9 protein-coding genes are annotated in these 13,312 nt (G+C 41.5%); 4 read left to right on the top strand and 5 right to left on the bottom strand.

The annotated features are described in order from the left end of the window. Positions 1-211: 211 nt before the first annotated feature. Positions 212-1,108 carry an FHA domain-containing protein gene (locus tag NH399_RS14930; protein ID WP_253041426.1) on the bottom strand — a complete coding sequence of 299 codons (897 nt, stop codon included), beginning with the start codon at positions 1,106-1,108 and terminating at the stop codon, positions 212-214. Positions 1,109-1,363: 255 nt separating this feature from the next. Here NH399_RS14930 and NH399_RS14925 point away from each other — a divergent pair, with 255 nt between their 5' ends. Further along, positions 1,364-2,599 (top strand): hypothetical protein, encoded by a 1,236-nt coding sequence (locus tag NH399_RS14925; protein ID WP_253041424.1) that lies wholly within the window; start codon positions 1,364-1,366, stop codon positions 2,597-2,599. 52 nt (positions 2,600-2,651) lie between these two features. Here the strand turns inward: NH399_RS14925 and NH399_RS14920 are convergent, their stop codons facing one another. The 3 genes from NH399_RS14920 to NH399_RS14910 all read right to left on the bottom strand — a co-directional run bounded on the left by NH399_RS14920 (position 2,652) and on the right by NH399_RS14910 (position 7,277). Then, a complete protein-coding gene (locus NH399_RS14920) occupies positions 2,652-5,171 on the bottom strand; it encodes a serine/threonine-protein kinase (RefSeq protein WP_253041821.1) in 2,520 nt (839 codons plus the stop codon). Positions 5,172-5,420: 249 nt separating this feature from the next. Next, positions 5,421-6,155: a hypothetical protein gene (locus tag NH399_RS14915; RefSeq protein ID WP_253041422.1), complete on the bottom strand. Its 735-nt coding sequence runs from the start codon at positions 6,153-6,155 to the stop codon at positions 5,421-5,423. 24 nt (positions 6,156-6,179) lie between these two features. Beyond that, on the bottom strand, positions 6,180-7,277 hold the full coding sequence (locus NH399_RS14910; RefSeq protein WP_253041420.1) for a hypothetical protein: 1,098 nt from the start codon (positions 7,275-7,277) through the stop codon (positions 6,180-6,182). 267 nt (positions 7,278-7,544) lie between these two features. Here NH399_RS14910 and NH399_RS14905 point away from each other — a divergent pair, with 267 nt between their 5' ends. The 3 genes from NH399_RS14905 to NH399_RS14895 are packed head-to-tail and all read left to right on the top strand — an operon-like array spanning position 7,545 to position 10,063. Beyond that, a complete protein-coding gene (locus NH399_RS14905) occupies positions 7,545-7,811 on the top strand; it encodes a DUF4212 domain-containing protein (protein ID WP_253041418.1) in 267 nt (88 codons plus the stop codon). Positions 7,812-7,823: 12 nt separating this feature from the next. Next, on the top strand, positions 7,824-9,554 hold the full coding sequence (locus tag NH399_RS14900; RefSeq protein ID WP_253041416.1) for a sodium:solute symporter family protein: 1,731 nt from the start codon (positions 7,824-7,826) through the stop codon (positions 9,552-9,554). 20 nt (positions 9,555-9,574) lie between these two features. Next, on the top strand, positions 9,575-10,063 hold the full coding sequence (locus NH399_RS14895; RefSeq protein WP_253041414.1) for a hypothetical protein: 489 nt from the start codon (positions 9,575-9,577) through the stop codon (positions 10,061-10,063). A gap of 88 nt (positions 10,064-10,151) precedes the next feature. Here NH399_RS14895 and NH399_RS14890 read toward each other — a convergent pair whose 3' ends face one another. Further along, on the bottom strand, positions 10,152-13,280 hold the full coding sequence (locus NH399_RS14890; RefSeq protein ID WP_253041412.1) for a response regulator: 3,129 nt from the start codon (positions 13,278-13,280) through the stop codon (positions 10,152-10,154). Positions 13,281-13,312: the final 32 nt, after the last annotated feature.

Here is a 13,312-nt window from a genome sequence, read left to right as displayed (position 1 = left end):
ACACTACAAATAGCTTTAGACGATCAGACTGGTGATTTGGTTTGGTGAAGAATGTAAAAATATGTGTGATTAAGGAAAAATTAATGAATTAATATTAGAAAAAGTGCGATCTCTAGTTGGAAAGCACTTCACTCACGTTCAATATGTTAATGGCGGCGATTCGACTTTTTTCGTCATATACAAAAAACAGTCATACAATAGAGCTATGGGACTAGCCTTTACGAATATCTATCAAGCATTCATGCAATCGGATTTCACCACGACGTCTCTCGAACAAATGCTGACTCCAGTAGGGCGAAAATTCTTTCAGTGCTTTTCTGGCTCGATAGATTTGAATATTGAAATTATTCATATCAATCCCCAAGGTATGCAGCATCAAATCATTACTGAGCCATCCGCGGTCACTCTCCTTAGCATCTTTATCCTCCAGCCGATGCCGAGCCAGTTCCAACATCAAGTAATGATAGATCTTGCGTCCTAAATTAAACTCCTCGTTTTGGACTCTCAATACAACACCAACATGTTCTTCGTTGCGGCTAACATCAAAAATGATCTGGGGGATTTCTTGTTCTTGATCAGAGAATAATTCAGTTTCTTGTAATAAGAAGTTAGGATAAAAATGCCACAGTTTTCCATCCATAATAAAACTGAATCCCTCCTTTATCTCCTGGTGTTCGTTGTCTTTTTCAAAAAACCATTGCTGTCCTTGCTTAATAATTTGACAGTCAGGTTGCTCCTCACTTGGCAAAATATTCAGTTCATCCAGCTCGATACTAGTAGAGGATTCTTTGTGAACCAGTATTGGGCGAGGCTCAGAGTCATCCTCAAGCACCCACGCAACCGAATTATCTTTGCAGGTAGAAAATACATCGCCCTTGTTTAAACACAAGCTATGCCCTTTCTCGATTCTTTTTCCGTTGATAAAACAACCATTTTTACTTTCATCAGTCACAAACCAATGGCCACTTTGCCAGCGCATGACACAGTGCAACCGAGAGCTGCCTGGGTGAGAAATAAGCGTATCAGCCGCATTGGCATCTCGGCCTACGATATGCACAGGTTTTAAATAAATGGAGGTGTTGGAATGTACCGAGTTAAAGGTTCCCATGATGCAGCTTTGTCTATCCGTGCGTGTGTAAGGGAATGTTATTGACTTTTCAAGTTTTAATCAAATGCAGAGCGCAACTTTTCATAAGATAGAGCGACTAAAAACCAACGAACAGGGCGACATGATTCTCATATAGAGATTATTAGGAAGTAATAGGATGTAATGGCTTTAAAAATGTTTATCTCTAGAATACACAACCAAGCAGTATCAAACAGGAAATATGCCACAGGGCATACAAAACTTTGGAGAACAATTATGGACAGCTTAGCAAGAATTTCAGCCACCGAAAGCTTCACTTCAAAACTCAATGAGTTTGGTCACACCATCGCCAAGCTCACGGCGCTATCCTTAGCTACCTGCGCATCGGTATTCGCACAAGACGATGCATCAGATACTCTTGATAAAGAATGGCACAATGCCATGTTGATTTCTCATCCGTATACAACCAATTTAAATCCGATGATTAACAGCGTTAATTTGTCGGTAAAAAATAGCCAACCGGTTTTTGAAACACTAACCCGAGTTGCAAAAGAAAATGCTCAACCGCGACGCATCTTATGGACTGTAGAGGTAGAGCCAGAAACGAAATTTTTCCGCCTGAAAAATCTTAAAAATGGCCTTTATCTTTCACGTATTGATGGAACAAATAAAGTAGTGCTGATGAATAAACCGCCTAGAGAGCACTTACTGTCTCAATGGTTTGTTCAATCTCTTACCATAGAAAAAGACTATGCTATTGTGAATCGCAGTGGAGACCAAGATTACGCATTAAACTTAAACGAGAGTTTTTCTGCTGAACAGTCGGGTAACGTAACGCCTGTTTCTCTCAAGAAAATTAGTAATGAACAATCAACGGCTTTTATGTATCGAATGAACAGCCGCTTTCTTGACGCAACGCTCTACCCTCTGGATATTGAAAAAGGCACTTGCCTGGTCTTTTTGCCAACAGGCGTACCGCTAGAAAGCTTTACTAATCCGTCACCTTCTCACTACTTTTCGGATTCGGTGACCCGTCGTTACAAGATCAGCATTAAAGGCTCAGGCCCAGATATTTATTCTTTTATCGATGGCATTGGTTTTGACCCGCTGAGCGACAGCCTGACAGTGCAACAGCAATCTATATTAACAGCATTAAGAGCACGGGTAGACAACCTGAAGATTGTTATAGAAAACGAATTGGATGCAGAGATCGTGTTCCAATCATTTAAAGAACAGCTGTCTGATGCTTACAACTCAAACACCCCTATTAGCATTCTTTACTTTCCAGAAAGCTACACCCAACTAACGACTGATAAAGCCGATGGAAAAATAGAAAAAGAACATATTATCCTTGATGAACAGAGACTGGGTATGAAGGTCACCATTCATCAAAGTTTAAGTGCCTCTTATAGCTATGGCTTATTAGTGAAAAAGAGCGATAACAACGGCAATGAAGAGATTATTATTGTTGACCCAACCGATACAACCAAGCCAACAAAACCAAGATTCTAATAAAATTGGAAAGCACATTAAACGGCATAGCGTATTACTAAGGCTATGTCGTTTAAGCTGTTGTAAGCGCGGCTTTCTCTAGCTTTTCTTTCAAGCTTTTAAGCCAGGGAAAGTTATACCAATGCAATCCAACACCAGATTTCAACGCCTTTTCAGCATTAACAAAAGCCGCCTCTTGCTGTCCTAGCAACGCATAAATTTGAGAGGATAATAGATAATAAGAGCTGCTATCCGAAACTTTATCAACAGAGGCTTTTGCACTCATGTCTTGCAGCGCCAGTAGCGCATTAGAAGTTTGCCCCAGATGAGCATAAGCCATCGCCAGGTAAGCCATTTCTTTCCATTGAATCGTTTCCAGTTCCATAATTTCTTCAACGTAAGCTTGATAAAGCCGATTAGACTCTTCGAGATTTCCAGCACTTTTTTGAGCTTCGGCAAGATTAATTAGTACTCGTCTATCTTGAGGATTTGACTGCCGCAGTTTTTGTAACTCTTCAATGCTCTTGTTGTACTGGCCACTCAACAAATAGGCAACACTTAAATTATAACGAATATCATCGGTTACTTGCTGTCCTACAAAACTCTTACCCAATTGCGCAGCTTGCTCCATATTACCCAGATGAATGTAGGCAATAAGTTGATATTCTCTAGCTATGATATTACTGGCATCCATCACCAGCCATAACTCAACCACATCAAGCAGGTTCTGATATTGGCCAAGCACTTCTAGCATATAACTTTTTAAATGATAATAACTTCCTGTTTTACGAATATTACTGTGGCCATCTAGATACTGAACCGCTTCGGCTTCTTTGCCCTGTTCAAACAAAAGCATCGTATGCCTTAAAACCAGATAACTATAATCAATGTTCGGCAACTGTCGCAGCCGCTCTAATACACTTAGTGCATTCTCAAATTGATTGGCCTCCAGATAATACCAAAACAACAGCTCTTGCCCACTGGAAGAGTCACTGATGCGATCCGCTACTTCTTTCGTTTTTTTTAACCATGTATCATCTTGAGTCGCATCATACTGTTGTAGATACACTTTACCGAGTTGCAATGTGCTGCCAGTAAAGTCAGGGTTATTACGACTCAACTCTTTGAGTCCAGTAATAATCTCGTCAACAGGAAGCTGCTCAATATGGGCTCGAAAGTAAGCGTACTTTTTTAATGAGGCTTCATCAAGATTTAAAGCAGCATGTTCTTTGTTTTCATTACCAATGATCTTGTTAGACAAACTATGAACCAGCTCAGCAAACACCAATAAGTTATCTGTCGGAACCGACAGTTCTTCTGTTTTAATCACCTTGCGTTCCTGCTTACTAAACAAGGCAATCTTAACGTCGCATGCCAGATTATTGCTGCAATGTACTTCGCTAAATAAGATTTCATCAACCACTAACTTTTCTGCGACTTCTGGCCAATGCCGTTCTCCTCGCCACTCGCGATTAGGAACAAGCATTCGCCCAGACGCCGATAATACAGACTGCATCAGTTCATCATTTAAAATGACAGATAACTCTTTGCTTTTCTCGAGCAAGGACACATCAAATTGCGAGCTGTCTGCGCTAAGGTCGTCCGTTTGATTGACGACCAAAGCCGGAATAACCAGTGTTTTGACTTCTTGCTGTGGCGACCAGTAATAGGCAAAGATAGCAATGAACACTAACAGTGCTGCAGGCAAAAGATAAAGTAACGGGCGCTTTTTAGAAGACACTTCAATATCAATGGTTTCGGTGAGCGTGTCGGCATGACCTGAAGACAGTTGTTGTTGGCTCTGTAACAAGATATCAACTACCTGATGGATGGAAGGTCTTTTATCGGGTTTACGTTGGAGCATGGCCTGGCAGAGGGACTCAAAAGCTCTGTAACGCTCATCAAGCAACAAAAACTCCGAGAAGTTGATCTCACGATTTAATCGCTTTCTGGCTTCGACCAGATCGTTATTTTCAATATAAGGGTGCCGTCCATAGATAGTTGAGAAAAGAATAATCCCCAGAGCAAATACATCGGTTTTATCCGAAACATTTTCTCCTTTGATCTGTTCCGGTGAGAGACACTCCCATGTACCAGACACCTGACTGTCTGATGAGTGCTCGCTGGAGGAATCATTTGCAGTATCTTGTCCTGCTCTGGCCAACCCAAAGTCTGTCAATTTAACCTGCTTAGAAGACTCCATAAGCATGTTACTTAACTTAATATCACCATGAATAATTCCGGCTTCATGAATCGCTTTAATACCCTGTGCAGCTGACAACAAAAAGCTCACAAAATCTTCATGGTTAAAATGCTTGAGCGTCTCAAAGGTTAGCGGTAGAGCATTATCAACATACTCCATCACCATGGCTTGTTGCCCATCCCAATCTAGAATATCGTAGATGGTAACCACATTAGGAGAGTTAACCTGTGCTAGGGTTCTGGCTTCCTGAGTAATTTTTGCTTGGTGCTTATGAAACAGTTTTATTGCAACATCACGCTCTAACTGTTTGTCCCAGGCCTTATAGACAGTACCATATCCGCCTTTTCCAAGGATGTTCTTTTGAATATATCGGGTTTGCTCCGTAGGCATGCGCACACAATTTGTCCGTTAAAGGGAAGATAATTGTATCCCTTCTATGGGGGTAATTCATCTTTGGCGCTGGCGGCAGGAAGGCTTTGGAGAATATTTACCTTTATTTATATTATTTTTATGAGATATGTCTCGTTCTTAAATAACTGGCTGGCTATAAAACAGGCTTAAAAAAAATCTCTTAACGAGAACAATCAATCTCTAAAACGCCGACGATACCATGACAGCATCGTCGACCAAGGGAGTCATTTAATGATGGTCGTGTCCATCATGTTCGTGTTGATGTTGCTGCTTGTAGTAGGCTTTCAGACCCTTTTTATTAATTTTTCCGCCTTCATCAAGTGCTGTTTCGGCAATGCGTTCAAATCGAGTCTGCTGAGACTTCGCCTTTCCAGCTTTTTGCATCTTTAAAGTCTTTCGTGATTTAAACCGTTTGAGTTCAGATATCGCCTCGTACTCGCCAGAAAGTGCCAGCCCTAACATTGCGTACTTGCTAAAGTCAGCATTTCTTTCACCCTCTGTTTTGTGCAACTTACCTAAACCTCTTACATTGCGCTTAGTCCAGGTCTCTTCATCAAGACTGGCTACCAAATAACGTAATGCCTTTTTACTTTTTGTGTGGTTAATAAAATAACCCAGGCCATATATGGCTGCATTTTTTGCACGCTCATGGGCAATGCTATATTCATCACCGGGATCTCTTTCGATAAAGCGAATGATATCGCCCAGGTCTTCTTTGTCACCGATGATCTCTAACATTACTATGGTGTTGGGCCATAACTCACTCTGTGAGTAATCGTTCAAAATCGCTTTTAGTTGAGGAACGTGGACCTCGTTGTATTGAAGCGCTTCTTCGTAAGGTAAACCTTGAATATAGGTTTTGCTAACAAACTCATTAACACTCATTAACTCAGCAGCCATACTGGAAGCAGACATCACAAGCGCAGAAAATGTCACTATTGCTTTCTTCATAGAAATATTCATTGTCTTATCCTTTAGTTACTTAAGTTAGTTGTTAATAAAAGAGTTGCACTCAGATTGATTCACTCTACGTTTCGACGTACCAACATAACTGTCCATCAAGTTGTTGCTACCATTACGGTGGCTTAATCCTTTGTTGTGACCGTATTCATGGGCCCAGACCATACCTTCCTGATTCTCGGTAAATCGAATGAAGACGGCCTTTTTGCCCGGTGTGCTAGCACAACCAATGATATTAGGAGACAAGCTGGAGCAATAATTTATTGCTTTAACTAGAGTAATGCCATCAGGGTAAGCCGATAAATCGCCTCGCGCATCGAGGGTACCATCACCTTGCGTTGTGGTTGTTACATTTCCAGAACGTTTCATCGTTACAGGACATGCCACATCATCACTGCCATCTTGTGTTAATAAAATATCAGATGCATCACCAAGAATACGATCAGCCTCACTGTTAGAAAAGCTGGGTGCAATGCTATGGCGATAAACTTTAATGGCTCTGTTTTTAATAGGGTCAATCGCTTTTACAACCACCGAAGAAAGCTCGTCGTTTTTGCTGCTACCAACATAAGAAGTATTAACCACATAACTTTGTTTCCAACCACCAAAGTTATTATGCTCATAAGTATCTAACTGAAAACCACTCGGTACTTTTACTGATGACACATCATCATTCTTAATACCACGAGCATTAAGAACATTAAGTGTATACGAGCCTTCCAACAGCTTTACACCATAGCCACCATAGTTGCTGTGTTGATATAACGTAGGGCCATTCAGCGCAATTTGATGAGGGCTAGAACTGGATATGGTAAAGATGGTTCTCCAGTCAGAACTATTCGGCCCAAGATAATTGACTTTCTTGGTCCACAAATCTAATTGCAAGCGGACATTTCTGGCGCTATCAAACAGATAAACCGACCATTGATCTCGACCGTATTCGGTAAATACAAATTTATGAGAATAATTGGGTGCACCTCCTCTCTCATACCACTTACTGCCAATTTGATAGAAGCTCGAACCATTGGTGTGAACAAGCTTAACATCCTGTCCATTAACCGCAGCAGAGTCAGCGGATGTGAACATAAATGGCAGTGACAATATAAATGCCTTAATCGTCTTCATTTAATTTCTCCTAAATTAAATTGTTGAACAAAACTGCCTTTCACTAAATTTTCCTTTAGTCCTTAGCAGTTGAGTTCAAGGTTAAGACGAATCGCCTTTCTATTCGATTACATCCCATTACACTTATCTCCTTACGAGTTCCCACTCACAACATCTTCAATAGCTATTGAATATCGCCTCCCAAAAAGCACTAAATTTTGGTCGAATTAGGTTCAAAACTTACGTATTATCAAAACCTAACGCCTTTCTGCATGATAAGGATCGACCATGACTTCTGATAATAAAAATAAAGCTCAGACTTATTGGCGCGCCAACGTTAAACTCATGATGATTCTATTAACCATCTGGTTCATCGTCTCATTTGTATTCGGTGTTCTTCTGGTTGACCAACTTAATACAATCCGCCTCGGTGGCTACAAACTTGGCTTCTGGTTTGCTCAACAGGGCTCTATCTATACCTTTGTGATTCTTATTTTTGTGTATGCAAAAAAAATGAAAGCATTGGATAAACAATACGGTTTAGATGATCAATAGGAGCTTGTTGTTATGGATTTAAAAACGGTTACTTATCTTATTGTCGGGGCAACTTTTTTGCTCTATATCGGCATTGCAATATGGTCGCGGGCCAGCTCGACAAAGGACTTTTATATTGCTGGTGGAGGTGTCCATCCGGTAGCTAACGGGATGGCGACGGCAGCCGACTGGATGTCAGCCGCTTCGTTTATATCAATGGCAGGCTTAATCGCCTTTATGGGTTATGGCGGTTCCGTCTTTTTAATGGGATGGACTGGCGGTTATGTTTTATTGGCCATGTTACTCGCACCTTATTTACGAAAGTTTGGCAAGTTCACAGTACCCGAATTTATCGGTGAACGTTACTATTCTAACGCAGCTCGCATCGTTGCTGTACTTTGTCTCATTATTATTTCAGTGACTTATGTTATTGGCCAGATGAAAGGTGTTGGCGTCGCTTTTTCTCGCTTTCTTGAAGTATCTTATGGTACTGGACTTATGGTCGGCATGTTGATCGTTTTTATCTATGCCGTGCTAGGGGGCATGAAAGGAATTACTTACACTCAAATTGCACAATACTGCGTATTGATTTTTGCCTACACCATTCCTGCTATCTTTATTTCTTTAACACTGACTGGCAACCCTATCCCGCAACTAGGATTAGGTGACACTATGACAGGAACCAATACCTACTTACTTGATAAGCTGGATCAGGTAGTCACTGAGTTAGGATTCGCTGAGTACACAACAGAAAAGCGCCTCAGCACTTTAAACATGTTTGCTTATACCATGTCACTAATGATCGGCACAGCAGGACTTCCTCACGTCATCATTCGCTTCTTTACCGTACCCAAAGTAAAAGATGCACGAAGTTCAGCCGGCTGGGCATTAGTATTTATTGCCATACTTTACACCACCGCACCTGCCGTTGCTGGCATGGCGAGATTAAACCTCATAGAAACCATAGAGCCGAATCCAGGCGACCACCTGGTTTATGATGAGCGTCCCGACTGGTTTAAAAACTGGGAAACTACAGGTCTATTAAAGTTTGAAGATAAAAACAACGATGGCCGCATTCAGATGTCTGCTGATACCACAGACAACGAGATGGTAAAGATTGATCGCGACATTATGGTCCTTGCTAATCCAGAAATCGCGCAACTGCCTAACTGGGTAATCGCCCTGGTAGCGGCAGGAGGGTTAGCCGCAGCCTTATCAACCGCCGCAGGGCTATTGTTAGCCATCTCTTCAGCCATTTCTCATGATTTAATTAAAGGTGTGTTCATTCCCGATATTAATGAAAAAGCAGAATTACTCGCCAGCCGGATTGCTATGGCCGTTGCTATCGGACTCGCGGGTTACCTCGGTTATAATCCGCCCGACTTTGCAGCAGGCACAGTCGCACTGGCATTTGGCTTGGCGGCATCCTCTTTGTTTCCTGCACTCATGATGGGGATCTTTAGTAAGAACATAAACAAACAGGGAGCCATTGCAGGAATGATTGCAGGGATCACAGTGACTTTACTTTACGTCTTCCAACACAAAGGAATCATGTTTGTGCAAAGCACTTCCTTTTTAGGCGATATGAAAGCTAACTGGTTTTTGGGAATAGAGCCGAATGCCTTTGGCTTTGTGGGTGCGATTATTAATTTTACAGTGGCGGCCATTGTGACACGAATGACGGGCAAACCACCCGTTGAAGTACAAGAGTTGGTTGAATATATACGAGTGCCTTCAGGCGTTAGCCGTGCGCAAGACCACTAACCCGGAGAAATGAAGCTTTGATGTTAAAGAATAAACACATAACCGTCGCGCTTCTGGTGGCACCCTGTTTGGCGCTCATCAGCTACTTTGCTGTTGACTATCTGGTGAGCCAACCAGCTCAAAGAGCCGAGAAAGGGCAAAGTTATGTTTTGGTAGAGAAACCTAACTGCCGCTATCTAAGTGGCCTTTGTGAATTAAAAAATGGGGATGTGTCTCTGACTCTGTCAGCAACAAAAACACCTCAATCCAAACTATTCCTTCGTGTTGAATCTAAAGTTGCTCTTGATGGTATCGTGTTAGCTTTAGTAGAACCCATAGTCAATGAAGTTTCCAAAGTTAAAGATATTACCGCGCCAGAAACGATGGCATCAACGAACGCATCTAATAAAAGCTGGAGTATAGAAGTACCCTATCCCAAACCAGGTCAACGCTTAAGAGTTGCTGCCTCCGCGGCTGGAACTCATTATTACGGTGAGGCGTCCACCGTTTTTATAGATATGAATCCTTGAAGAATAACGATACTCACAAGACAAGTCAGTAAGGTATAAAGCATGTACTTTTTTAAGAGTGCATGCTCAATACCCCAATAGCATTCCATCAATCGAGTGACGCAAAAACCGGAGAGCTTTCATCACTGACGGGTTGTGTCTTTTGCCGCCCTTCTTTTACTTTGGTAGGAGGATAATCAAAGTGCTCTCGGAAAGCTCGGCTAAATGCCGATAAACTTTGATAACCCACCGCATAAGCAACCTCGCTGATAGTGCCATCGCATTCAGTTAACATTTGATGGGCCAGTTCCAATCGTCTTTTTTTGAGCAGATTCATCGGTGAGCAACCATAGATTTTTTGTGTATAGCGATACAACGAACTTCGCGTCATATTAAGTGCGGTATACATTTGCTCTACGTCAAACTCATACTTACTTAAGTTTTTAGTAATAATGTTATCGAGCTTTTTGCAACGCTTAGCGTCTTGCCCTTCAAAAGAATGATTGCCGAGTTCTCGACCGCCACTTTGTTGGAACTCTTTTAACAGTACTTCAGATAAGCGTTGTTTTTGTGCCAGATGATTTTTAACTCTTGCTTTGAGCTCGTCATTATCAAAAGGCTTAGTGACATAGTCATCGGCGCCAAGCAAAAGACCATGAACTCGTTGCTCAGTCTCCGACAATGCCGTGAGTAATATAATCGATAAATGAGCCAACTGCGGATTTGACTTTAATTGCTCAGTTAACTGATAACCATCCATCTCTGGCATCATTACATCGACAATGAGTAGATCCGGCTGAATTGACTCTGCCACCTTAAGTGCTTCGAGCCCGTTTTCAGCTTCAACAATATGATAATCGGGTTGCAAGATCCCACGTATCAGCTGTCGGATCTTCTTATTGTCATCAACGACCAGCACCACAGGCTTCGATTGCGTAGGCTCCGCTTCTGTATGATTGCCGGCTGCTTTGTTTACGTCAGACAGTGCAAGCTGAGTCACCAAGTCTTTTGAAAGTTCATGTTGCTCACTATGATTATCAGAGTTGTCTTCTTGTGCTTTTTTAAAGGAACTCAGAAGCTCCCTGGAATAATGTTCACATCCCTTTTTAAAACTGAGCTTAACGCAACACCCCTCGCCTTCTTGACTCGAAATACTCACACTTCCCTCATGAAGCTCGATTAACTCTTTGACCATAGAAAGGCCAACACCAGTTCCAGGAAGGCGTTTATCAGCAGATGACTTCCCCTGATAAAAACGATTGAACACGTAAGCCAGCTCGCTTTTACTAATTCCAGGGCCATCATCTTTAACAGACAAAACGTAGTGATCATCCTCGTTTTCTAGCTCTAAGGTAATAGTACAACCATTAACACAGTACTTACCGGCATTAGAGAGTATATTGGAGATGATTTTTTCGAAGTGTGAGGGGTCAAAAAATAGAGTAGTGTGTCCTTCGAAGCTTTGTTTCTTTAAGCGAATATTTTTTTCTTTGAACTGTAATTGAAAGCGATTAACACAAGCATCAATCGCCTGCGACAAATTAAATTCCGATACAAGAACAGGCATGGTGTTAGCATCAATCTTTTCAATATCTAACACTTCATTTAACAAAGTCATCATATGCAAGTTGTTTTCTAATGCAGACTCAACGGGCTCTCGATGGGGTAAGTTCTTATGGGCAAGTAAAGATTTAAGCGGTCCAATAGACAAAGTTAAAGCGGTACGAAACTCATGAGATAAATTATTAAAGAAACGTTGCTTTGTCTCTCCAACCTCAATGGCCTTCTGGTTCAGTTCGGCTTCTTTATCCAGTAATAACTTAAGCTGCTTACGTTTTTGATAAAGTAGCAAAGCAATAACTAAAAGCGCAGATAATACAATCATCAATAACCAGCGCTGTGTTTTTTCGTTCTTCAGTTGATAGCTATTAACCGCAGCCAGCTGAGTTAATCTAGAAATCTCCTGTGTTTTCTCCCTCGCGTCGTACTTCTCTTGTAAGTCCATGAGCGTTTGATTATTAGTTCGATTAATCAGCTTAAGTGAGCTGTCATGAAAGAGCTTATAGTATTCAAGTGCTTGTTCATGATTCTCTAACATTTGATAAGTCAAAGCATAGTCTTCATAAATCCACATCAGTGACTGAATACTATTGATTTTTTTATAGTAGGTCTCTGCGGCCTTAAGAGATAATATGCTTTCCTCAAACTGTTCCAGCTGACGGTAAGCAATAGCCATATTATTAGAAGCGACAGCGCTTTCATATTCCAGTCGATGCTCGCTTGCAAGCGCAAGAATTCTCTTGCCGGTTTCCACTGCCTGTTGAAAACTATTCTGACTGATATATTGACTTTGCTGAATGATCAACGCCCGTAACATTGAACGATAATCCTGTATACCTTCAGCGATGCTCAACACTTTTTTCTGCATAGCCTGACTTTGAGCCATATCTTGTTGGTACTGTGGATTATCTTTGGCGTTCCCCGATGCCAACGAATCTGCAATATCCACAGCTCGCGCATAGTAGATATTCATGTTGTTTGAGAGCGCCGCAACCTCTCTATACTGATCTCCCATAGCACGAGCAACCAAAATGTTTTCGTTACTAAAACTCAGTGCACGTTCATATTGCTTCGTGTAATAAAACAGCTGCACTATTTGATTGCGAATACTTAACTCGAGCCCAGCCAATTCAAGTTTTTTAGCGCCTTCGAGTGCAGCAGTAAGTTGAGGCAAGGCTTTAGTGAACTGGTACTTCCGTACATGATAAGTGCCTAATAAATACGTATACCAAACATTCAACTCAGTCTGAGGTTCACTATAAAACTCGGTCTGAAAGGGTGCCAGACGGTTTAAGAAGTTTTCCATATCCAGATTGTGTAACATCAACATCCCATGTATTAACGCTAATTGAGGTTGATAGTTTGCATTTTCTCTAAAGATCCGTGTTAACTGTTCATAGGTTTCTTCCGCCTTCATCGAGTCACCCGTTTTGAGATAGAGCTCGATCAACAACCACTGGCTTTCAAAAAAAGAAGCGTCCGAATGACTAGCAAGGATGTCACGATTATTTTCTATAACACGAATAGCCAACTGCGGATTCGTATGCCGCATAGTCTTAGGCGTTTGCATTAAGTCGCCTTCGGCATGACTGAACAAGCAAACAAAAGCCACAACCAAAAAAAGGATATTGCGAAATATAAATCCAGAGGTTCTCATAATTTTTGTTCTTGCTGCCATTTTCAACTCTGACTCAAACATCTCATTGCCAG

Origin of the sequence: Pleionea sp. CnH1-48, from assembly GCF_024124665.1 — a bacterium.
GTDB lineage: Bacteria > Pseudomonadota > Gammaproteobacteria > Enterobacterales > Kangiellaceae > JAMXSB01.
The sequence above is the reverse complement of the archived record's forward strand: the minus strand, read 5'-3'. Positions and strand labels throughout refer to the sequence as shown.

Coding starts and splice junctions, on each gene's coding strand:
- NH399_RS14930 (WP_253041426.1), bottom strand. CDS start 1,108: ATGGGAACCTTTAACTCGGTACATTCCAACACCTCCATTTATTTAAAA.
- NH399_RS14925 (WP_253041424.1), top strand. CDS start 1,364: ATGGACAGCTTAGCAAGAATTTCAGCCACCGAAAGCTTCACTTCAAAA.
- NH399_RS14920 (WP_253041821.1), bottom strand. CDS start 5,171: ATGCCTACGGAGCAAACCCGATATATTCAAAAGAACATCCTTGGAAAA.
- NH399_RS14915 (WP_253041422.1), bottom strand. CDS start 6,155: ATGAATATTTCTATGAAGAAAGCAATAGTGACATTTTCTGCGCTTGTG.
- NH399_RS14910 (WP_253041420.1), bottom strand. CDS start 7,277: ATGAAGACGATTAAGGCATTTATATTGTCACTGCCATTTATGTTCACA.
- NH399_RS14905 (WP_253041418.1), top strand. CDS start 7,545: ATGACTTCTGATAATAAAAATAAAGCTCAGACTTATTGGCGCGCCAAC.
- NH399_RS14900 (WP_253041416.1), top strand. CDS start 7,824: ATGGATTTAAAAACGGTTACTTATCTTATTGTCGGGGCAACTTTTTTG.
- NH399_RS14895 (WP_253041414.1), top strand. CDS start 9,575: ATGTTAAAGAATAAACACATAACCGTCGCGCTTCTGGTGGCACCCTGT.
- NH399_RS14890 (WP_253041412.1), bottom strand. CDS start 13,280: ATGGCAGCAAGAACAAAAATTATGAGAACCTCTGGATTTATATTTCGC.